Genomic DNA, 21,076 nt, shown 5'->3' on the forward strand with positions numbered 1-21,076 from the left:
ACTAGCTAAACCAGGTGCCGTGTCGCCAGTGGCGACGCCAGATCAGCGCCAGAGACAGGCCGCGCAGGGCGAGGAACACCGCCAGCGCCAGCCACAGACCGTGGTTACCGAGCAGCGGGACCGAAAGCAGCGTTACAGCAAACCCCGCCGCGGCGACCGCCATGCTGTTCCGCATCTCCGCGCCGCGTGTGGCGCCGATAAACATGCCGTCCAGCAGATAGCACCAGACGCCCACCACCGGCAGGATGGCCTGCCAGATCAGATAGCGATCGGCCAGCTGCTGCAGAGAAGGCAGCGAGGTTAACAACGCGATGATGTACTCCCCCGCCAGGCTATAAATCAGGGCAAACGCCAGCGCCACCATGCCAGACTGCCGGCAGGCCGCCCGCCAGACTTCCAGCAGCTGGCTGCCGTCGCGCGCGCCGTAGGCCTGGCCGGAGTGGGCCTCCACGGCATAGGCAAAACCATCCAGCGCATAGGCGGTAAAGGTCAGCATGGTCATCAGTACCGCATTGACCGCCACAATGTCGCTGCCCAGACGCGCGCCGTACACGGTCAGCGCGCCAAAGCACAGCTGTAGCAGCAGGGAACGCAGCATGATGTCCCGATTCAACGCCAGCAGACGGCGCAGATCCCCGCGCCAGGCGTTTTTCAGCATTGCCAGCGACACGCCGCGCAGCGTCAGCACCCGCTTCGCCATCATCAGGCCAATAATGAGAGTGGCATACTCCGCGGTGACCGTGGCCAGCGCCGCCCCCTGGACGTTCATCCGCAGGCCCATCACCAGCCACAGGTCGAGCACAATATTGAGCAGATTACCGACCACCAGCAGAATCACCGGCGCCCGGGCGTACTGGACTCCCAGCAGCCAGCCGAGCAGCACCAGATTGGCCAGCGAGGCGGGGGCGCTGAGCCAGCGGATTTCGAGAAACCGTCTCGCCTGCTCAAGCACCGCCTCACTGCCGCCGACAATATGCAGAGCGAGGTTAATCAGCGGCAGGCGAAACAGGATGATGAGAACCCCGGCGCCCAGCGCCAGAGCCAGCGGCTGCACCAGCGCCCGCGCCAGTCGCAGCGGATCTTTGGCACCCCAGGCCTGAGCGGTGAGCCCGGTGGTGCTCATGCGCAAAAACAGCAGCAGCATGAAGAGGAAACTGGTAGCCGTCGCCCCAACCGCGACGCCACCGAGGTATACCGGGCTGTCAAGGTGGCCGATCACCGCGGTATCCACCAGCCCCAGCAGCGGGACGGTGATATTGGAGAAAATCATCGGGATCGCAAGGCGCCACAGCGCTTTATCGGCAGCGTTGAGCAGCATGTTCGGAGACCTGATTGAGGACAAACGTCGCAGCGTCATGCATCAGATGACGCTGCGCAGGGGCAGGCGTTACAGCCATTCTCCATTACGGATCACGCCAACGGCCAGACCCTCAATGGTAAAACTCTGCTGACGCAGATCGACAACGATAGGGGTAAATTCGCTGTTTTCCGGCAACAGTTCGACGACGTTACCCTGCTTTTTCAGGCGCTTCACCGTCACTTCGTCGTCAATGCGCGCTACCACTACCTGGCCGTTACGCACGTCCTGGGTTTTGTGGACCGCCAGCAGATCGCCATCAAGGATACCGATGTCTTTCATCGACATGCCGCTGACGCGCAGCAGGAAATCCGCGTTGGGTTTAAACATCGACGGGTCGACCTGATAGTGCCCCTCAATGTGCTGCTGCGCCAGCAGCGGCTCGCCGGCGGCGACGCGGCCGATCAGCGGCAGGCCATGTTCTTCTTCCGTCAGCAGGCGGATACCGCGAGAAGCACCGGAGACGATCTCGATCGCGCCTTTACGCGCCAGCGCTTTCAGGTGTTCTTCCGCCGCGTTTGGGGAACGGAACCCCAAGCGCTGAGCAATTTCCGCACGCGTCGGCGGCATGCCCGTCTGGCTGATATGATCCCGAATGAGATCAAACACCTCTTGCTGCCTGGTCGTTAACGCTTTCATTCCGCCCCCTGGGTGTATATACAGTTATGCTGTGAGTATATACAGCTACCGGTGATTTTGGAACCACATGGCACACAAAAATCGGCAGATTGTTTATATTTTGCGAGGCTTAGCGAAGAACGTTAATGATAATGGCTCCACAGCAGCGTTCCCCAGGTGATCAGTGCGATGATAATCGCCAGCAGGACCGCCGCCGATCCCATGTCTTTGGCGCGCCCTGAAAGCTCATGATATTCCGAGCCTATACGGTCCACGACCGCCTCAATCGCGCTGTTGAGAATTTCGACTATCATCACTAGCAGGACCGACCCAATCAGCAATACGCGGGTAATGGCGTCGACGTCCAGCCAGCAGGCTATCGCGACGGCCACGATGGCGGCGACGCCTTCCTGACGAAACGCGGCCTCGTTGATCCACGCCGCGCGAAATCCTTTCCAGGAGTAACCTGCCGCCTTAATGATTCGGGTTAACCCGGTGGTATTATTGGCCATCACAAAACCTTTTTACGTAAATGACGTCGATGAGTGTACGCGTTTGCCGCGTGGTAACGGAAATTTTGCCCACTTTCTGTTATTCTTGCCGCGCATTTGCATGATTAACCAGAGGCTTCACATCGTTTATGTCCGGCTGGCAACGAATTTACTATAAATTACTGAATTTACCATTACGGGTGCTGGTAAAAAGCAAGTCTATTCCGGCAGAGCCTGCCCAGGAATTAGGACTCGATACCTCGCGTCCGGTCATGTACGTCCTGCCCTATAATTCCAAGGCGGACCTGCTGACGCTGCGCGCCCAATGCCTGGCGCATGATTTACCCGACCCGCTTGAACCGCTGGAGATCGACGGCGCGCTGCTGCCGCGTTACGTATTCATCCACGGTGGGCCGCGCGTGTTTACCTATTACACGCCAAAAGAAGAGTCCATCAAGCTGTTCCACGACTACCTCGATCTGCACCGCAACCATCCGGACCTCGATGTGCAAATGGTGCCGGTTTCGGTGATGTTCGGCCGCTCGCCGGGTCGTGAGAAAGGAGAAGTCAATCCGCCGCTGCGGATGCTGAACGGCATTCAGAAATTTTTCGCCGTCTCCTGGCTCGGCCGCGACAGTTTCGTGCGTTTCTCGCCTTCCGTGTCGCTGCGCCGCATGGCGGATGAGCACGGTACCGATAAGATCATCGCCCAGAAGCTGGCTCGCGTCGCCCGGATGCACTTTGCCCGCCAGCGCCTGGCCGCCGTCGGCCCGCGTCTGCCGGCTCGCCAGGATCTGTTTAATAAACTGCTGGCCTCGAAAGCGATTGCCCGCGCGGTGGAAGACGAAGCGCGCAGCAAGAAAATTTCGCATGAGAAGGCTCAGCAGAACGCTATCGCGCTGATGGAAGAGATTGCCGCGAACTTCTCGTATGAGATGATCCGCCTGACCGACCGCATTCTCGGCTTCACCTGGAACCGCCTGTACCAGGGGATCAACGTGCATAACGCCGAGCGCGTGCGCCAGCTGGCTCACGACGGCCATGAGATTGTCTATGTCCCCTGCCACCGCAGCCACATGGACTATCTGCTGCTCTCCTACGTCCTGTATCATCAGGGCCTGGTGCCACCGCATATCGCGGCGGGCATCAACCTCAACTTCTGGCCTGCCGGGCCGATCTTCCGCCGCCTGGGCGCGTTCTTCATCCGTCGCACCTTTAAGGGCAACAAGCTCTACTCCACCGTGTTCCGTGAATATCTTGGCGAGCTGTTCAGCCGCGGCTATTCCGTCGAGTATTTCGTCGAAGGCGGCCGCTCCCGTACCGGCCGTCTGCTCGATCCGAAGACCGGTACGCTGTCGATGACCATCCAGGCGATGCTGCGCGGCGGCACCCGGCCGATCACTCTGGTGCCTATCTACATCGGCTATGAACACGTGATGGAAGTAGGCACCTACGCTAAAGAGCTGCGCGGCGCCACCAAAGAGAAAGAGAGCCTGCCGCAGATGGTGCGTGGCTTGAGCAAGCTGCGCAACCTTGGCCAGGGCTATGTCAACTTCGGCGAACCACTGCCGCTGATGACCTACCTTAACCACCATGTGCCGGAGTGGCGGGAAGCCATCGACCCGATCGAAGCCATCCGCCCTTCCTGGCTGACGCCAACGGTGAACAACATCGCCGCTGACCTGATGGTGCGCATCAACAACGCCGGCGCGGCCAACGCCATGAACCTGTGCTGCACGGCGCTGCTGGCCTCGCGTCAGCGTTCACTGACCCGGGAGCAGCTCACCCAACAGCTGGAGTGCTACCTCGCGCTGCTGCGCAATGTGCCCTATTCGCCAGATGCGACGACACCTTCCGCTTCGGCCAGCGAGCTTATCGACCACGCGCTGCAAATGAACAAGTTCGAAGTGGAGAAGGACACCATCGGCGATATCATCATCCTGCCGCGCGAGCAGGCGGTGCTGATGACCTACTATCGCAACAACATCGCCCATATGCTGATGATACCGTCGCTGTTAGCCGCCCTGGTGACTCAGCATCGTCAGCTCAGCCGCACCGAAGTGCTGCGCCATGTCGAAACGCTGTATCCGTTCCTCAAGGCCGAGCTGTTCCTGCGCTGGGAGAAAGCAGAGCTGGCCGGGGTGGTGGATGCATTGATTGCCGAGATGCTGCGTCAGGAGCTGATCGTCGTCGATGGCGAGGTGATGAGCCTCAATCCGTCGCACTCTCGCTCCCTGCAACTGCTGGCCGCGGGCGCGCGCGAGACGCTGCAGCGCTATGCCATCACCTTCTGGCTGCTGAGCGCCAACCCGTCAATCAACCGCAGTTCGCTGGAAAAAGAGAGTCGTACCGTGGCCCAGCGCCTGTCGGTGCTGCATGGCATTAACGCGCCGGAGTTCTTCGACAAAGCGGTGTTCAGCACCCTGGTGCTGACCCTGCGCGATGAAGGCTACATTAGCGACACCGGCGATGCCGAGCCGGAAGAGACCCTGAAGGTTTATCGGATGCTGGCGGACTTGATTACGTCGGATGTGCGGCTGACGATTGAAAGCGTCACGCAGGATGACGCGTAACGCGGTGTTTTCTGCCCTCGCTTCCCCCCGATACACCGGGGGGAAGCTGACAGGGGATTACAGGTAGCTCATCGCCAGGCCCAGGAATAGCACCAGCCCGACGTAGTTATTGTTCATAAACGCTTTGAAGCAGTTATCGCGCTCGCGATTGAAGATAAGCTTCTGCTGCCAGCCAAACAGACCTGCCGCGACAAACAACGACCAGTAGTATTCCCAGCCCAGCCCATTCAGCCAGCCCACCGCGCCCATCAGCGCCAGCACGGCCACCTGCAGGATACCGATAATCAGACGATCGTTTTCGCCGAACAGGATCGCCGTGGACTTGATGCCGATCTTCACGTCGTCATCGCGATCCACCATCGCATACTGGGTATCGTAGGCCACCGCCCACAGAATGTTGGCGAGGAACATCAGCCAGCAGCTCAGCGGCAGCGATTCGCTAACGGCCGAGAAGGCCATCGGGATCGACCAGCCAAAGGCGGCCCCCAGCACCACCTGCGGCAGATGAGTGTAGCGCTTCATAAACGGGTAGACCCATGCCAGGGCCAGCGCCGCGACCGACAGCAGAATGGTCATGGTGTTGAGGGTGAGCACCAGCAGGAAGGAGAGCAACACCAGAACGATAAACAGCGTTCGCGCCTCTTTCTCGGTAACGTCGCCGCTCGGTAGCGGACGACGGGCGGTACGCTTTACGTGACCATCAAATTTTCGATCGGCATAGTCATTCACCACGCAGCCGGCGGCGCGCATCAGCCAGACGCCGGCGACGAATACCGCCAGGATCCACAGCGGCGGGACGCCCGGCGAGGCCACCCACAGCGCCCACAGCGTCGGCCACAGCAGCAGCAAAGCGCCGATCGGTTTGTCAGTGCGCATCAGGCGATGAAACGCCAACAGCTTATTCTGCGACAGACTCCACTCCATTTTTTCTTCCTCTTAGTACAACGGCGACGCAGGCAAAAACAGCTCGGTCAGCAGCAGGGGTTTGCCGCTCAGCCGCAGGCGGGAACGACGCCCCCACAGCGCTGCATCGCGACCAATTTCAATAAAATCGCGGGTTAATGTCGACGACGTGAACAGGTATCGGCCCAGCGGGATCTGCCCGAGCTGCTGTAGCGCCAGCTCCGGACCACACAGTGTCGACTCCGGCACCACCGTGCGCCCGGCCAGCCAGGGTTCGCCATCGGCATTGAGTATAATCTCCCGCAGCCAGTAGCGCGGCTCGTCAGGTAGCAGCGCCGCTTCGTCAGTCAGCGCCTCACGCTCAATATACCCTTCGTTAATCAGGGTCACGGTGACCTGCTTTCCTTGTTGCTCAAAGCGCTGGGTCATTGAGTCCTCCAGCAGCAGCCAGTCACTCAGGGGCGGCGCCAGGGATGGCATAACGGCAAAATAGCGCAGCGCACGCAGTCGCGTAAGCGCAGGATGGGACATGCCTGATTCTCCGGTACATAACGTGAAAGCATTGTATCGCAGAATAGGCGGTTGGTGGCGGGCAAACGTCAATATACGATCATTCACGCAACAGCCATGCAACAGGCTGCCGCGCGTGCAAAAAAAGGTACATCCCGAAGGATGCACCTAAAGGCTGTGCCTAAACATCAGCATTGTGGGGAGACGATTACCCCTTGCCTTTTACACTGCTGATAAAGGTGGAACGAGCGGATTTCGAGCCGAGGCGCTCAGCTTCGTTCATCAATTTCAGGGCTTTGTCGATGTCACCTTGTTTCACCGCCTGCTTAATACCGTTGTTGAAGTAGGTTTCGGTATCGCTGAGCATCGGCTCGCTTTTGGCTGCCGGCGCAGCAGCAGCAGCGGCGGCTGGCGCGGCCACCGGCGCGGCGGTATTGCCGACGGTGACCGGACCCGGGCCGGAGGAGCCGAACAGCGGGCCCACCAGCACGCTGGAGGTGCTATTGGTTTTCACTTTCAGCTTCAGCACGCCATCGGTGGTATGTTTAGCGATCGGATCCGGGATATCCGGGGCCGCATTGCCGGCGCCTTTGGCATAGGCTTTCGCCGGATCCAGCAGGGTCGTGGTCTGCTGGAGATCTTTTTCAGTGGTAAACACCAGCACATAGAGTTTTTGCTGGCCCAGCGCCGGGGTCAGGCGCATCACGCCGCCCAGGCGGTCAGCGGTCATGACGCCCGGCTGCTGATAGGTAAAGTAGTTGCTGGGGAAGAACGCCGCTGGCGTCATGTTCTGATCCAGAATCAGCACGTTCGGCGCAAAAATCTGCTTATGTTTGTTCAGTTCGCTGTCGAGCGTCAGGGTCAGCTCACCGATATTGGCCGGTACGCTCCAGGCGGCGACCGGTCCGACGATCCCCGGGACATCCAGGCGTTGACCGCCGGTGGTTAAATCAACGCTCTGCGTCTTTGATTGATCGGCAGGCGTCCAGATCAGCTGCTGCAGCGCGCTGGCTGGAATAGACGGCGCGGCGCTGGTGTTCTGCGGTACAAAGTTAACATCGGCAAGGCTCATCCCCGGCACGCATGCCAACATCCCTGCGGATAAACACAGAGCGACGAGAGTTTTCTTCATTTTCATTCTTCTCACCTTGGATAGCATCGGTTTAGCGGTAGCCAGGCAATAGCGCGCTAACCCTGAATAGTCAGGAGGGGCTGACGCCCCTCCCAGGTTACACCCGTCCTGCGGACGGTATTACCACCACACTTCCATCTGGGCACCGAAGGTAACTTCGCTGTCGTCACCGCGGCTGGAGGTGTACATGCCGCTTCCGCTGCTGTCTTTGGTCTGCAGACCGGAGGCGTTGCTGTAACCCCAGTTTTCATCCCACTTCGCGTAGGTTGCGAAAATACGGATAGCCGGACGAGACCAGACGCTGTTGCCTGCCTGCCACTGTTGAGCCAGAGTAATTTTGTACTGGTTGTTGTTTTCGCTGGTACGCTGGGATTTCACGTTGTCGTAACCGATTTCCAGCTGGGTGCTCATGATCGGCGTCCATTTGTACATCGGACGGACACCCACGGTGTACCAGGTCGAACCGTTTTTGCTGTCCAGGTCCACGTCCTGGTACATCGCCACGTACATCAGGCCCCAGTCATCGTTGAAGTCCATCGCACCGTGATCCAGAACGCGGATCATGCTGCCGTTGTTATCGATGCTGGTCCCTTGAGAGTGGCCGCTGTTCCAGGAGGTCATTGCGTCGGTCGCGTACTGAACGACAAACTTGTTGAAGCCGCCCCAGATGGACTGAGTATGTTCACCGGTCCACATCCAGCCGTCTTTCGACGCGCCGTCTTCCAGGCGGTAGTCATCCTGCGGGTTCGCGCGGCCGTAATCGACGCCTAACTCCAGCACGCCGCCCGGGTTGGTTTCCAGGCCCGCCAGACGGATGTCAAAGACGTCGTTGGCCGTTTTCGCTGCATATTTTTTGGTGTCATCGCTGGAGAAGGTATAAGAACCGCCGCTTTCTGAGTTACGGGTAGCGGCCAGAGAGAGCTTACCGAAGCCAAGGTCAACGTTTTCCAGACCTGCACCCGGGCCGGAGATATCCCAGTAGTAGAAGTCGATCATGTGAACGTCATGACGCTGATAGAAGCGTTTACCCGCCCACAGCGTGGAGCCCGGCAGCCAGTCGATCAGGTTTTTACCCTGGATGTTGGCTTCACGGAACGCCGGAGAGGTGCTTTCCCAGTCATCTTCCTGATTCACGGAATAGGCAACGTTAGTATCGAAATAAAAACTCTTATCCCCTTCTTTCCACAGTTCCTGGCCCAGCTTCAGTTCCGCATAGGTTTCACATTCGTTACCAAGACGGTATTTACTTTGAGCACCGGTCGCTTTGAAGCACTGTTGCTCGCCGCCGCTGCCGGTCCAGCCAATGCCGGAACGCGCGTAGCCATGGAAATCGACAGCCAGCGCCTGAGCAGACATTACGCCTGCTGCGACGGCGACCGCCAGAGGAAGTTTGCGCAGAGTAATCATCATTCTATCTCCTGAGATCATTGCTTTTCTTTGAACGCTTCGCCGGTGTACCGCCTGCCGGGTTCGCGCCTTTTTTTAATGGGAAGCCTTACACGCCCGGCTCTTTATGCAGCCGACGACAAGCGGTGCCATCCTCACGGAATAAGTGGCAACGTTCTGGCGGCAAACCGATGGCGAATGTGGCTCCCTCTTCTACCAACACCACGTCGTTCTGGCGGTAAACCAGGTTCTGACGGATGGCGGGGATCTGGATATGAATTTGCGTTTCATGACCGAGCTGTTCGACGACCTGAACCTCGCCTTCGAGGGTCACATCGGCGATATCGCTGGGCAGTAAATGCTCCGGGCGGATACCTAAGGACATGTTGGCGCCCACCTGAACGTTGGCGCTGTCCACCGGCAGCCAGACTTGCTGACGGTTCGGCAGTTCTACCTGCACCTGATCGATAGCCGTCGCCGTGACTTTGACCGGCAGGAAGTTCATCTTCGGCGAACCGATAAAGCCGGCAACGAAGCGGTCAGCCGGATAGTGATAGAGCTCCAGCGGTTTCCCGACCTGCGCCACACGGCCGGCGTCCAGAACCACGATCTTGTCGGCGAGGGTCATCGCTTCCACCTGATCGTGGGTGACATAAATCATGGTGCGGGCCAGTCGCTTATGCAGACGGGAGATCTCGATACGCATCTGGACGCGCAGGGCGGCATCCAGGTTAGAGAGCGGTTCATCCAGCAGGAAGACGCTTGGCTCTGCCACCAGCGTACGACCGATCGCCACACGCTGGCGCTGACCACCGGAAAGCGCTTTCGGTTTACGCTCCAGGAGATGCGCCAGCTGTAAGACCTCAGCCACCTGAGTCACACGCTGGTTAATAACCTCTTTTTTCGCGCCGGCCAGCTTGAGGCCGAAAGACATATTTTCGGCAACGGAAAGATGGGGATAAAGCGCATATGACTGGAATACCATGCCGATGCCACGTTCGGCTGGCGGCACGTCGTTCATCCGGGTATCGCCAATAAACAGATCGCCACTGGTGACGGTTTCCAGTCCGGCAATCATACGCAGCAGGGTGGATTTGCCGCAGCCCGACGGTCCAACAAACACGACGAACTCCCCATCCTGGATCTCGAGATTGATATCTTTAGATACCACCACGTCGCCCCAGGCTTTCGTTACATTTCGCAGCTGTACGCTCGCCATGCCCTTCTCCCTTCGTTACAACCTGTCACTTAAAGACACATTCAAGATGGGTCGACTATGCGGCATTCCTTAGGCTGGCAAATCCTCCACCCCCCGGCTTTTTTATGGGGGAGGAGATGGGAGGATGAGAGATTGCCTCTCGCCGCGGGGGATGGCGGACGCAGCGTGATTTCGTGATGGGGACGACAAAATTGGGCACTTTTTTCTGTGCTCCAGGACGCAATACGGCCGTTTTTGCAATGGAGATCACACAACCAGCGGGTGGGGCGTAGACCTGGGGAGGATGGAAAGGGGTTGTTAAAAAAGGAAACTCATCATCGTTAAGCCACCGAAGTGTATCCACGAGTACATCACCAAATAGGACGGGTATATGAAAATCAAAACTGGCGCTCGCATCCTCGCGCTGTCAGCACTGACCACGATGATGTTTTCCGCCTCTGCCCTCGCAAAAATTGAAGAAGGTAAGCTGGTTATCTGGATTAACGGCGACAAAGGCTATAACGGCCTCGCTGAAGTGGGTAAAAAGTTTGAAAAAGACACCGGCATTAAAGTTTCCGTAGAGCATCCGGACAAGCTGGAAGAGAAGTTCCCGCAGGTTGCGGCGACCGGCGACGGCCCGGACATCATCTTCTGGGCGCATGACCGTTTCGGCGGCTACGCACAGTCCGGCCTGCTGGCTGAAATCACCCCGGACAAAGCGTTCCAGGACAAACTCTATCCCTTCACCTGGGATGCCGTGCGCTTTAACGGCAAACTGATCGCCTATCCGGTGGCGGTTGAAGCCCTGTCCCTGATTTATAACAAGGACCTGGTGCCGAACCCGCCGAAAACCTGGGAAGAGATCCCGGCGCTGGATAAAGCGCTGAAAGCGAAAGGTAAGAGCGCGCTGATGTTCAACCTGCAAGAACCGTACTTCACCTGGCCGCTGATAGCTGCCGACGGCGGGTACGCCTTCAAGTTTGAAAACGGCAAATATGACGTGAAAAACGTCGGCGTAGACAGCGCAGGCGCGAAAGCGGGTCTCACCTTCCTGGTTGACCTGATCAAGAACAAGCACATGAATGCCGACACGGATTACTCCATCGCGGAAGCCGCCTTCAACAAAGGCGAAACCGCCATGACCATCAACGGTCCGTGGGCGTGGTCTAACATTGATAAGAGCAAGGTTAATTACGGCGTCGCCCTGCTGCCGACCTTTAAAGGCAAACCATCGAAACCGTTCGTTGGCGTGCTGAGCGCCGGTATCAACGCCGCCAGCCCGAACAAAGAGCTGGCGAAAGAGTTCCTCGAAAACTACCTGATGACCGATCAGGGTCTGGAAGCGGTTAACAACGACAAACCGCTGGGTGCTGTCGCGCTGAAATCCTTCCAGGAGAAACTGGAAAAAGATCCGCGCATCGCCGCCACCATGGCGAACGCCCAGAATGGCGAAATCATGCCTAACATCCCGCAGATGTCTGCCTTCTGGTATGCCGTTCGTACCGCGGTTATCAACGCCGCCAGCGGTCGCCAGACGGTCGATGCTGCACTGAAGGATGCACAGAGCCGTATCACCAAGTAAGAAAACGGCGGGTGGCGCTTGCGCTTACCCGCCCTACCACTACGGCTCGGACCGTAGGTCAGGTAAGCGAAGCGCCGCCTGACAAATAAGTTTTCACCGCTGTAGAGGATGATCCCCATGGATGCCGTTAAAAAGAAACACTGGTGGCAAAGTCCGCAACTCACATGGTCTGTGATTGGCTTACTGTGCCTGCTGGTGGGTTACCTTGTTGTTTTGATGTACGCCCAGGGGGAGTACCTGTTCGCCATCATGACGCTGATTTTAAGCTCAGTTGGCCTGTATATTTTCGCTAATCGCAAGGCTTATGCCTGGCGCTATGTCTATCCCGGCCTCGCCGGCATGGGTCTGTTCGTCCTGTTTCCGCTGATCTGTACCATTGCCATCGCCTTCACTAACTACAGCAGCACCAACCAGCTGACCTTTGAACGTGCGCAGCAGGTGCTGATGGATCGCTCTTTCCAGGCTGGCAAAGCCTATAACTTCACGCTGATCCCGGCGGGGGACGAGTGGAAACTGGCCCTGACCGACGGCGAGAGCGGTAAAAACTACCTTTCCGACGCTTTTAAATTCGGCGGTGAGCAGAAGCTGGCGTTAAAAGAAACCGATGCCCTGCCGGAAGGCGAGCGCGTCAGCCTGCGCGTCATTACCCAGAACCGCACCGCGCTGAACCAACTGACCGCGGTGCTGCCGGATGACAGCAAAGTGATCATGAGCTCGCTGCGTCAGTTCTCTGGCACTCAACCGCTGTATACGCTTAGCGAAGATGGGGTGCTGACCAACAATCAGACCCACGTTAAATACCGCCCGAACAATGACGTAGGCTTCTACCAGGCGATTAACGCCGACGGCAGCTGGGGCACTGAAAAGCTGAGCCCGGGCTACACCGTGACGATCGGCTGGGATAACTTCACTCGCGTCTTCCAGGACGAAGGTATCCAGAAACCGTTCTTCGCTATTTTCGTCTGGACCGTGGTGTTCTCGGTGCTGACGGTGATTTTGACCGTAGCCGTGGGAATGGTGCTGGCTTGTCTGGTGCAGTGGGAAGCACTGAAAGGCAAAGCAATTTACCGCGTCCTGTTGATTCTGCCGTATGCCGTACCGTCGTTTATTTCGATTCTGATTTTCAAAGGGCTGTTCAACCAGAGCTTTGGTGAAATCAATATGATGCTCAGCGCGCTGTTCGGCATTAAGCCGGCCTGGTTTAGCGACCCGACCACCGCGCGCACCATGATCATCATCGTCAATACCTGGCTGGGCTATCCGTACATGATGATCCTGTGCATGGGGTTGCTGAAGGCGATTCCGGACGATCTGTACGAAGCGTCGGCGATGGATGGCGCCGGTCCGTTCCAGAACTTCTTTAAAATTACGCTGCCGCTGCTGATCAAACCGCTGACACCGCTGATGATCGCCAGCTTCGCCTTTAACTTTAACAACTTCGTGCTGATTCAGCTGTTGACCAACGGTGGTCCGGACCGTCTCGGCACCACCACCCCGGCCGGTTATACCGACCTGCTGGTGAGCTACACCTATCGCATCGCCTTTGAAGGCGGCGGCGGTCAGGACTTCGGCCTGGCGGCGGCTATCGCAACGCTTATCTTCCTGCTGGTTGGCGCGTTAGCGATTGTGAATCTGAAAGCCACACGCATGAAGTTTGATTAATTGGAATTACCAGGCGTTATTGGCGCGGACAGTTTGGACTCGGCCAGCGCGGAAGAACCGGAGCGTACACGTAGTACGTGAGGATTCTGAGCACTGCCCGAGTTCAAAATGGCAAGCAAAATAGCCTGGAGCGAAGTCAAGGGGAGTAAAATTACAATGGCTATGGTCCAACCCAAATCGCAGAAGCTACGTTTATTTACTACGCATCTCCTGCTACTGATTTTTATCGCGGCGATTATGTTTCCGCTGCTGATGGTTATCGCCATCTCGCTGCGCGAGGGTAACTTCGCCACCGGCAGCCTGATCCCGGATACCATCTCCTGGGAACACTGGCGTCTGGCGTTAGGCTTCAGCGTCGAACACGCCGATGGCCGCGTCACGCCGCCGCCGTTCCCGGTGCTGCTGTGGCTGTGGAACTCGATTAAGGTCGCCGGCATTACCGCGATCGGTATCGTCGCCCTCTCCACCACCTGCGCCTACGCTTTTGCCCGTATGCGCTTCCCGGGGAAAGCGACCCTGCTGAAAGGGATGCTGATTTTCCAGATGTTCCCGGCGGTGCTGTCGCTGGTGGCCCTGTATGCGTTGTTTGACCGCCTGGGCCAGTACATCCCGTTCGTCGGCCTCAACACCCACGGCGGCGTGATCTTCGCTTATATGGGCGGTATCGCGCTGCACGTCTGGACGATTAAAGGCTACTTCGAAACCATCGATGGTTCGCTGGAAGAAGCGGCGGCGCTGGATGGCGCGACCCCATGGCAGGCTTTCCGCCTCGTGCTGCTGCCGCTGTCGGTGCCGATTCTGGCGGTGGTGTTTATTCTGTCGTTCATCGCGGCCATCACCGAAGTGCCCGTCGCCTCGCTGCTGCTGCGCGATGTGAACAGCTATACCCTGGCGGTAGGTATGCAACAGTATCTCAACCCGCAGAACTATCTGTGGGGCGACTTCGCCGCTGCGGCGGTGCTCTCCGCCATCCCGATCACGGTCGTCTTCCTGCTGGCGCAGCGCTGGCTGGTTAACGGCCTGACGGCGGGTGGGGTGAAAGGTTAAGTTTTTTTTGTAACACCGGCCCCAAATTTCAGATGAGGGCCGACGGTCTAGCCGCAATACACGACCCCAACCGGGTATTGTCGCCGTCGCCCTCAGCTGAAAAAGTAAGGCCAATGCCACTGCTATCCTCAACTGGACCCTACATAAATTTTATTTGTGACTGTTGGTCAGCGGCCCTGGAGGCCGCTTTTTTTTATTCGCGTTTCAGGCGATTGGAGTTACACAGCCAGAGCGTAATCACCAGGATCAGGATCGCAGCAGAGTAAATCAGCACCGCCATCGGCGACTCATGGTCGATGATAATCAGGCGCACAATCGCGGTGATGCCGATATAGACGAAATAGCGCAGCGGGAAGTGGAACCCCGACTGAAAATACTTGACGATCAGCGCGATAAACTCGAAGTAGAGGAAGTAGACCACCAGACCTTCCACCAGCCGGTACTTACTGGTCGGCTCCGGGGTAAAGAGGACATCGGCCAGATGCAGCGTCTCTTTCCCGAGGAAGACGATCAAAATAATCCCCAGGCACAGCAGCCCAAGATTCAAAACCGTTTGCATCGCGGTGGCGATAAAATTCACCAGCGGACGATAAACCGACGACATAAATACCCCTCATCATTATGCTTCTTTGAGACCTGTATAACGCAAAAATGTGATCCAGATCGACATTATTCGCTAACTTTTTGCCACCACCGGCGAAGATGTAACAATCACAGCCCAGACGGACGGGTTAAAAAGGAAACAACCATGCTGAAGATTCGTACCGCACGCGCAGAGGATGCGGCTTTACTCAATGAAATGGGCAATGCCAGCTATCGCCATCACTTTGCTCACCTCTGGCATAACGCCGACGAGCTGGCGTGCTACCTGCAACAAGAGTATTCCCTGGCCTCGCTGCAACGCAGCCTGACCGATTCCCAGTGCTGTTGGTTGATTGCTGAAGCCCCCCACCCTGTCGGCTTTGCGAAATACGCCTGTCGTCAGGCGATAAGTCCTGAAGGTCCGTTCGGTACGCTGTTGCATAAGCTCTACCTACTGCCTGACACAACGGGCCGCCGCTACGGCGAGCAGATATTTCGCGCCGTCGAGGCGAGAGCAAAAGCGGCCAGTGAACGCTGGCTGTGGCTGGAAGTGCTCGCCGATAACCCCGCTGCGCGCCGTTTTTACGAACGTCAGGGGATGCAGCACGTGAAAGATGTCGCATTTCATTCCGCCAGCCAACAAAGCACCTTACATATTCTGGCCAAACCGATCTGAGAGGCACTATGCATACCCTTCGGGAAACGGCGATCCGCAACGTCACCAGCGGTGAGAACGTGGTGATCTACCAGCCCGCCAACCTGTACGACTGTGTCCTTGGCGATAACGTCTTCGTCGGGCCGTTCGTTGAGATCCAGGGCAATACCCGCATTGGCGCGAACAGTAAAATTCAGTCCCATACTTTTATCTGCGAGTACGTCACCATTGGCCAGCGCTGCTTTATCGGTCACGGCGTGATGTTTGCCAACGACCTGTTTCGCGACGGCAAACCGAATGCCGACCGCGCCAGCTGGGGGCGAATTGAGATTGGCGATGACGTGTCGATCGGCAGCGGCGCCACGATTCTGGCCGTCAGCATCTGCGATGGGGTGGTGATAGGCGCAGGCAGCGTGGTAACGAAGTCCATTACCGAGAAAGGGGTGTGGGCGGGGAATCCGGCGAGGCTGCTGCGGCGGCTATAAATAAAAATGCCGACCAAAGGGTCGGCATTCCGTCTTAGTTGCGCAAGCGTTATGCGCGCCAGGCTTTATAACGGTTAATCAGGCCGTTAGTCGAGCTGTCGTGGCTGCTAACTTCGCTGCCGTCTTTCAGCTCCGGCAGGATGCGGTTAGCCAGCTGTTTGCCCAGCTCAACGCCCCACTGGTCAAAGGTGAAGATGTTGAGGATCGCCCCCTGGGTGAAGATCTTGTGTTCATACAGGGCAATCAACGCCCCGAGGCTGAACGGGGTGATTTCACGCAGCAGGATGGAGTTCGTCGGGCGGTTGCCTTCGAACACTTTGAACGGCACCACGTGCTCCAGGGTCGCCGGATCTTTACCCTGATCGCGGTATTCCTGCTCGACCACTTCACGGGATTTACCGAAAGCCAGGGCCTCGGTCTGAGCGAAGAAGTTGGACAGCAGCTTCGGATGATGGTCGGACAGCGGGTTGTGGGTGATAGCTGGGGCGATGAAATCGCACGGTACCATTTTGGTGCCCTGGTGGATCAGCTGGTAGAACGCGTGCTGACCGTTGGTGCCCGGCTCACCCCAGATGATCGGGCCAGTCTGGTAGTCTACCGCGTGGCCGTTACGGTCAACATACTTACCGTTGGACTCCATGTTGCCCTGCTGGAAGTAGGCGGCAAAACGGTGCATGTACTGGTCGTACGGCAGAATCGCTTCGGTTTCTGCTCCGAAGAAGTTGTTGTACCAGATACCGATCAGCGCCAGCAGCACCGGCAGGTTTTTCTCCGCCGGGGTGGTGGAGAAGTGTTTATCCATCGCATGCGCGCCGGACAGCAGCTCAACGAAGTTGTCGAAGCCCACGGAGAGAATGATGGACAGGCCAATCGCCGACCACAGGGAGTAGCGGCCGCCAACCCAGTCCCAGAATTCGAACATGTTGGCGGTGTCGATGCCGAACTCGCCAACTGCTTTCGCGTTGGTAGAGAGCGCGGCGAAGTGTTTAGCCACGTGCTTGTCGTCGCCCGCGGTCGCCAGGAACCAGTCGCGCGCGCTGTGGGCGTTGGTCATGGTCTCCTGGGTGGTGAAGGTCTTGGACGCCACCAGGAACAGGGTCGTTTCCGGATCCACGTTCTTCAGCACTTCGGCGATGTGGGTGCCATCGACGTTGGAGACAAAGTGCATGTTGAGGTGGTTTTTGTACGGACGCAGCGCTTCGGTGACCATGAACGGACCGAGGTCGGAACCGCCGATACCAATGTTAACCACGTCGGTGATCGGTTTGCCGGTATAGCCTTTCCAGCTACCGGAGATAATCGCTTCTGAGAAGGTTTTCATCTTCTCCAGCACAGCGTTCACTTCCGGCATCACATCTTTGCCATCAACCACAATCGGCGTATTGCTGCGGTTGCGCAGCGCGACGTGCAGTACCGCACGGTCTTCGGTACGGTTGATCTTTTCGCCGGAGAACATCGATTTAATGGCGCCTGCCAGATCGGTCTCTTTCGCCAGATCCTGCAGTTTAGCCAGCGTCTCTTCGGTGATGCGGTTTTTGGAGAAGTCCACCAGCATCAGATCGTCGAACGTCGCGGAAAACTTAGAAAAACGGTCGCTATCTTTGGCGAACAGCTCGCTGATAGTGACATCTTTCATTTCGTCGAAGTGTTTCTGTAATGCCTGCCAGGCAGAGGTCTGCGTTGGGTTGATGTTTTTCATTAGCAATACTCTTCTGATTTGAGATTGTGACTTCGGTCGATTGTAGCGCCGGTGACGGAAAATTGTGATGATTTTTGTGACTTGTCCCTGACGCCGGTCAGGAATCGGGTCAAAACGGAGTAAAAAGCCCCATTAGTATAGCTATCATAAGGCTTTTTTCTGTTAGCCGCAGGGGCATGAAAAATCCGCATAACCGCAGCGTTGACATAGCTGGTGTTAAGCCTTTATATATCCGCAGTGCTTACGTATTGGTAGGTATCTATTGCTCGCGCATTTCACGCTACAGCGAAAGGGTATTCGCGGGGGATATAATGTCCCTGTTCCCCCGGCCAGGTGAAAGACGTCGGTAATTGCCAGAAGAGGTGCGTTGCCCAGGTAACCGTATTGGAGGAACCAGTCCGGGGAAAATACGTGAGGGGGAGCAACGCCGAGGTGAAAGAGCGTCTGGTCACGCTCCTCACCGGCCACAGGGGCTGAATCCCCTGGGTTGTCACCAGAAACGTTCGCAGTCGGGCGTTTCATACCCGAACACCTCAGCGCCCAGAGCGGTGAGTCGGGTCTACAAGGTGGAGCACTTCTGGGTGACATCGTAGTTGTTTATCACTCTGCGCCACCCTGTTTATCGCTCTTCCCTTGTGCCATGGCTGAATAATTTGGCCTGGCTTATTAAGACATTTTGTTGCGATCCGGCGGCGTCCAGCCCCTGCCACGATCGGTGTTCAGGAATCGTTTTAATAAGTCAGGCCCCCTGACACGAGGTTGTTATGACAGATCTAGTCGTCGCCAAATTTGGCGGCACCAGCGTTGCCGATTTTGACGCTATGAACCGCAGCATCGATGTGGCGCTGCTCGATGCCAATACCCGTATTGTTGTGCTCTCCGCCTCCGCCGGCGTGACCAACATTCTGGTGGCCTTAGCGGGAGGGCTGGAACCCACCGAACGTTTTTCCCAGCTGGATGCTCTGCGCCAGATCCAGTTCAATATTCTGGAGCGTTTGCGCTATCCCAACGTGATCCGCGAAGAGATTGAGCGCCTGCTGGAAAATATCACGACGCTGGCGGAAGCCGCCGCGCTCGCCTCCTCGACCGCCCTGACCGACGAACTGGTCAGCCATGGCGAACTGATGTCCACCCTGCTGTTTGTAGAAATTCTGCGTGAACGCGGTATTCAGGCGCAGTGGTTTGACGCCCGTAAAGTGCTGCGCACTAACGATCGCTTTGGCCGCGCCGAACCGGACATCGCCGCCGTCGCCGAACTGACCCAGCAGCAGCTGGCGCCGCGCCTGGTGGAAGGCCTGGTGGTGACGCAGGGCTTTATCGGCAGCGAAGCGAAAGGCCGAACCACCACCCTCGGCCGCGGCGGTAGCGATTATACCGCCGCTCTGCTCGGCGAAGCGCTGAATGCCACCCGCGTCGATATCTGGACCGATGTGCCCGGGATCTATACGACCGATCCGCGCGTGGCGCCAGCGGCGAAACGCATCGACGTCATCGCCTTTGAAGAGGCAGCGGAAATGGCCACCTTTGGCGCCAAAGTGCTGCACCCGGCGACCCTGCTGCCCGCTGTGCGCAGCGATATCCCGGTGTTTGTCGGCTCCAGTAAAGAGCCTAAAGCGGGCGGTACGCTGGTGTGTAAAACCACCGAGAACCCGCCACTGTTCCGCGCGCTGGCGCTGCGTCGCCGCCAGACGCTGCTGACGCTGCACAGCCTGAATATGCTGCACTCCCGCGGCTTCCTCGCCGAGGTATTCGGCATTCTGGCGCGCCATAATATCTCCGTCGATTTGATCACCACCTCCGAAGTGAGCGTGGCCCTGACCATGGACACCACCGGCTCGACCTCTGCGGGCGATACCCTGCTGACCCAGGCGCTGCTGACCGAGCTCTCCTCGCTGTGCCGCGTGGAAGTGGAGGAAGACCTGGCGCTGGTGGCCCTGATTGGCAATGAGCTGTCGAAAGCCTGCGGCGTCGGCAAAGAGGTCTTTGGCGTCCTCGAGCCGTTTAACATCCGCATGATTTGCTATGGCGCCTCCAGCCATAACCTCTGCTTCCTGGTGCCTGGCGCCGATGCGGAGAAGGTGGTGCAGAAGCTGCATCATAATTTGTTTGAATAAAATTTCTTAGCACGATAAACAATACCTATAGCCGGGCTCGAACCCGGCTTTTTTATAACAACATCAACACAACCAGCGGACCTGCTCGCCGCCCCATCGGGATGACGCGGCCCGGTTCGCGTATCGCAAGGAACACAACATGCTCGCAACTCTGACGCGGCTGTTCCCGTTATGGGCACTGCTGCTCTCCGTTCTGGCCTATTACACTCCCACCACCTTCACCCCAATTGGCCCATGGGTCACCACCCTGCTGATGCTGATCATGTTCGGTATGGGTGTGCATCTGAAGCTGGAGGATTTCAAACGCGTCCTGTCGCGCCCGGCGCCGGTCGCTGCAGGGATCTTTCTCCATTATCTGGTGATGCCGCTCGCCGCCTGGCTGCTGGCGCTGCTGTTTCATATGCCGCCGGAGCTTTCCGCCGGGATGGTGCTGGTCGGCAGCGTCGCCAGCGGGACTGCCTCCAACGTGATGATCTTTCTTGCCAAAGGGGATGTGGCGCTGTCGGTGACCATCTCCTCGGTCTCCACTCTCGTCGGCGTCGTGGCGACACCGCTGCTCACCCGTCTGTACGTCGACGCGCATATTCAGGTCGACGTCATGGGCATGTTGCTCAGCATTCTGCAGATTGTGGTCATCCCCATCGCGCTGGGACTGATTGTCCATCATCTGCTGCCGAAGGTGGTGAAAGCGGTAGAGCCGTTCCTGCCCGCTTTCTCGATGGTATGCATACTGGCGATCATCAGCGCGGTGGTGGCGGGTTCCGCCGCCCATATCGCCTCCGTCGGCCTGGTGGTGATTATCGCGGTGATCCTGCATAACACCATTGGCCTGCTTGGCGGCTACTGGGGCGGACGTCTGTTTGGTTTTGATGAATCCACCTGCCGTACGCTGGCGATCGAGGTGGGGATGCAGAACTCTGGCCTGGCGGCCGCGCTGGGTAAAATTTACTTCGGCCCGCTGGCGGCGCTGCCAGGCGCACTGTTCTCCGTCTGGCATAACCTGTCCGGTTCGCTGCTGGCCGGGTACTGGTCAGGAAAGCCTATCGCCAAAAAAGCCGACAAGCGCTGAGCGTGATACGTCC

At 57.8% G+C, this 21,076-nt stretch carries 18 protein-coding genes and 1 riboswitch; of the genes, 8 read left to right on the forward strand and 10 right to left on the reverse strand.

The window, feature by feature from the left end:
• Position 1: 1 nt before the first annotated feature.
• The 3 genes from dinF to NKJ21_RS22875 form a co-directional block, all read right to left on the reverse strand.
• The gene (gene dinF, locus NKJ21_RS22865) at positions 2-1,318 is read right to left on the reverse strand and encodes an MATE family efflux transporter DinF (RefSeq protein WP_008807305.1); all 1,317 of its coding nucleotides are present in this window, start codon (positions 1,316-1,318) and stop codon (positions 2-4) included.
• Positions 1,319-1,387: 69 nt separating this feature from the next.
• A complete protein-coding gene (gene lexA / locus NKJ21_RS22870; protein ID WP_004206291.1) occupies positions 1,388-1,996 on the reverse strand; it encodes a transcriptional repressor LexA in 609 nt (202 codons plus the stop codon).
• 122 nt (positions 1,997-2,118) lie between these two features.
• Complete coding sequence (locus NKJ21_RS22875; RefSeq protein WP_101855294.1) at positions 2,119-2,487, reverse strand: diacylglycerol kinase; 369 nt, start codon at positions 2,485-2,487, stop codon at positions 2,119-2,121.
• Between the two features lie 128 nt (positions 2,488-2,615).
• Between NKJ21_RS22875 and plsB the strand changes: the two genes are divergently transcribed.
• Positions 2,616-5,039, forward strand: coding sequence for a glycerol-3-phosphate 1-O-acyltransferase PlsB (gene plsB, locus NKJ21_RS22880; protein WP_080929055.1), 2,424 nt, complete (start codon positions 2,616-2,618; stop codon positions 5,037-5,039).
• A gap of 57 nt (positions 5,040-5,096) precedes the next feature.
• Here plsB and ubiA read toward each other — a convergent pair whose 3' ends face one another.
• The 5 genes from ubiA to malK all read right to left on the reverse strand — a co-directional run bounded on the left by ubiA (position 5,097) and on the right by malK (position 10,189).
• A complete protein-coding gene (gene ubiA, locus NKJ21_RS22885; protein ID WP_008807308.1) occupies positions 5,097-5,963 on the reverse strand; it encodes a 4-hydroxybenzoate octaprenyltransferase in 867 nt (288 codons plus the stop codon).
• Between the two features lie 12 nt (positions 5,964-5,975).
• Positions 5,976-6,473, reverse strand: coding sequence for a chorismate lyase (gene ubiC / locus NKJ21_RS22890; RefSeq protein ID WP_008807309.1), 498 nt, complete (start codon positions 6,471-6,473; stop codon positions 5,976-5,978).
• 187 nt (positions 6,474-6,660) lie between these two features.
• Positions 6,661-7,590 (reverse strand): maltose operon protein MalM, encoded by a 930-nt coding sequence (malM, locus tag NKJ21_RS22895; RefSeq protein ID WP_008807310.1) that lies wholly within the window; start codon positions 7,588-7,590, stop codon positions 6,661-6,663.
• Positions 7,591-7,704: 114 nt separating this feature from the next.
• On the reverse strand, positions 7,705-8,994 hold the full coding sequence (locus NKJ21_RS22900; RefSeq protein WP_008807311.1) for a maltoporin: 1,290 nt from the start codon (positions 8,992-8,994) through the stop codon (positions 7,705-7,707).
• Positions 8,995-9,079: 85 nt separating this feature from the next.
• Positions 9,080-10,189 (reverse strand): maltose/maltodextrin ABC transporter ATP-binding protein MalK, encoded by a 1,110-nt coding sequence (malK, locus tag NKJ21_RS22905; RefSeq protein WP_008807312.1) that lies wholly within the window; start codon positions 10,187-10,189, stop codon positions 9,080-9,082.
• Between the two features lie 370 nt (positions 10,190-10,559).
• Here malK and malE point away from each other — a divergent pair, with 370 nt between their 5' ends.
• The 3 genes from malE (at position 10,560) to malG (ending at position 14,459) form a co-directional block, all read left to right on the forward strand.
• Positions 10,560-11,750, forward strand: coding sequence for a maltose/maltodextrin ABC transporter substrate-binding protein MalE (malE, locus tag NKJ21_RS22910; RefSeq protein ID WP_008807313.1), 1,191 nt, complete (start codon positions 10,560-10,562; stop codon positions 11,748-11,750).
• A 117-nt stretch (positions 11,751-11,867) separates the two neighbouring features.
• Positions 11,868-13,412, forward strand: coding sequence for a maltose ABC transporter permease MalF (gene malF / locus NKJ21_RS22915; protein WP_008807314.1), 1,545 nt, complete (start codon positions 11,868-11,870; stop codon positions 13,410-13,412).
• A gap of 156 nt (positions 13,413-13,568) precedes the next feature.
• A complete protein-coding gene (malG, locus tag NKJ21_RS22920) occupies positions 13,569-14,459 on the forward strand; it encodes a maltose ABC transporter permease MalG (RefSeq protein ID WP_002884725.1) in 891 nt (296 codons plus the stop codon).
• Between the two features lie 193 nt (positions 14,460-14,652).
• Here the strand turns inward: malG and psiE are convergent, their stop codons facing one another.
• Positions 14,653-15,063 (reverse strand): phosphate-starvation-inducible protein PsiE, encoded by a 411-nt coding sequence (psiE, locus tag NKJ21_RS22925; protein ID WP_004206282.1) that lies wholly within the window; start codon positions 15,061-15,063, stop codon positions 14,653-14,655.
• Between the two features lie 144 nt (positions 15,064-15,207).
• Between psiE and NKJ21_RS22930 the strand changes: the two genes are divergently transcribed.
• Together NKJ21_RS22930 and NKJ21_RS22935 are read left to right on the forward strand one after the other, a co-directional pair.
• Positions 15,208-15,717 carry a GNAT family N-acetyltransferase gene (locus NKJ21_RS22930; RefSeq protein ID WP_044651559.1) on the forward strand — a complete coding sequence of 170 codons (510 nt, stop codon included), beginning with the start codon at positions 15,208-15,210 and terminating at the stop codon, positions 15,715-15,717.
• An 8-nt stretch (positions 15,718-15,725) separates the two neighbouring features.
• Complete coding sequence (locus NKJ21_RS22935) at positions 15,726-16,181, forward strand: acyltransferase (protein WP_032701144.1); 456 nt, start codon at positions 15,726-15,728, stop codon at positions 16,179-16,181.
• Between the two features lie 49 nt (positions 16,182-16,230).
• Here the strand turns inward: NKJ21_RS22935 and pgi are convergent, their stop codons facing one another.
• A complete protein-coding gene (pgi, locus tag NKJ21_RS22940; RefSeq protein ID WP_008807317.1) occupies positions 16,231-17,880 on the reverse strand; it encodes a glucose-6-phosphate isomerase in 1,650 nt (549 codons plus the stop codon).
• Between the two features lie 349 nt (positions 17,881-18,229).
• Positions 18,230-18,465: riboswitch (Lysine riboswitch) on the forward strand.
• Between the two features lie 179 nt (positions 18,466-18,644).
• Here pgi and lysC point away from each other — a divergent pair.
• Both lysC and panS read left to right on the forward strand, forming a co-directional pair.
• Positions 18,645-19,994: a lysine-sensitive aspartokinase 3 gene (gene lysC, locus NKJ21_RS22945; RefSeq protein ID WP_254733234.1), complete on the forward strand. Its 1,350-nt coding sequence runs from the start codon at positions 18,645-18,647 to the stop codon at positions 19,992-19,994.
• 139 nt (positions 19,995-20,133) lie between these two features.
• A complete protein-coding gene (gene panS, locus NKJ21_RS22950; RefSeq protein WP_002884627.1) occupies positions 20,134-21,063 on the forward strand; it encodes a ketopantoate/pantoate/pantothenate transporter PanS in 930 nt (309 codons plus the stop codon).
• Positions 21,064-21,076 lie beyond the last annotated feature (13 nt).

Source organism: Klebsiella sp. SWET4, from assembly GCF_024296565.1.
Classification (GTDB): Bacteria; Pseudomonadota; Gammaproteobacteria; order Enterobacterales; family Enterobacteriaceae; genus Klebsiella; species Klebsiella variicola.

Coding starts and splice junctions, on each gene's coding strand:
- panS (WP_002884627.1), top strand. CDS start 20,134: ATGCTCGCAACTCTGACGCGGCTGTTCCCGTTATGGGCACTGCTGCTC.
- ubiA (WP_008807308.1), bottom strand. CDS start 5,963: ATGGAGTGGAGTCTGTCGCAGAATAAGCTGTTGGCGTTTCATCGCCTG.
- dinF (WP_008807305.1), bottom strand. CDS start 1,318: ATGCTGCTCAACGCTGCCGATAAAGCGCTGTGGCGCCTTGCGATCCCG.
- lysC (WP_254733234.1), top strand. CDS start 18,645: ATGACAGATCTAGTCGTCGCCAAATTTGGCGGCACCAGCGTTGCCGAT.
- NKJ21_RS22875 (WP_101855294.1), bottom strand. CDS start 2,487: ATGGCCAATAATACCACCGGGTTAACCCGAATCATTAAGGCGGCAGGT.
- NKJ21_RS22935 (WP_032701144.1), top strand. CDS start 15,726: ATGCATACCCTTCGGGAAACGGCGATCCGCAACGTCACCAGCGGTGAG.
- pgi (WP_008807317.1), bottom strand. CDS start 17,880: ATGAAAAACATCAACCCAACGCAGACCTCTGCCTGGCAGGCATTACAG.
- malK (WP_008807312.1), bottom strand. CDS start 10,189: ATGGCGAGCGTACAGCTGCGAAATGTAACGAAAGCCTGGGGCGACGTG.
- NKJ21_RS22930 (WP_044651559.1), top strand. CDS start 15,208: ATGCTGAAGATTCGTACCGCACGCGCAGAGGATGCGGCTTTACTCAAT.
- malM (WP_008807310.1), bottom strand. CDS start 7,590: ATGAAAATGAAGAAAACTCTCGTCGCTCTGTGTTTATCCGCAGGGATG.
- malF (WP_008807314.1), top strand. CDS start 11,868: ATGGATGCCGTTAAAAAGAAACACTGGTGGCAAAGTCCGCAACTCACA.
- NKJ21_RS22900 (WP_008807311.1), bottom strand. CDS start 8,994: ATGATGATTACTCTGCGCAAACTTCCTCTGGCGGTCGCCGTCGCAGCA.
- lexA (WP_004206291.1), bottom strand. CDS start 1,996: ATGAAAGCGTTAACGACCAGGCAGCAAGAGGTGTTTGATCTCATTCGG.
- malE (WP_008807313.1), top strand. CDS start 10,560: ATGAAAATCAAAACTGGCGCTCGCATCCTCGCGCTGTCAGCACTGACC.
- plsB (WP_080929055.1), top strand. CDS start 2,616: ATGTCCGGCTGGCAACGAATTTACTATAAATTACTGAATTTACCATTA.
- malG (WP_002884725.1), top strand. CDS start 13,569: ATGGCTATGGTCCAACCCAAATCGCAGAAGCTACGTTTATTTACTACG.
- psiE (WP_004206282.1), bottom strand. CDS start 15,063: ATGTCGTCGGTTTATCGTCCGCTGGTGAATTTTATCGCCACCGCGATG.
- ubiC (WP_008807309.1), bottom strand. CDS start 6,473: ATGTCCCATCCTGCGCTTACGCGACTGCGTGCGCTGCGCTATTTTGCC.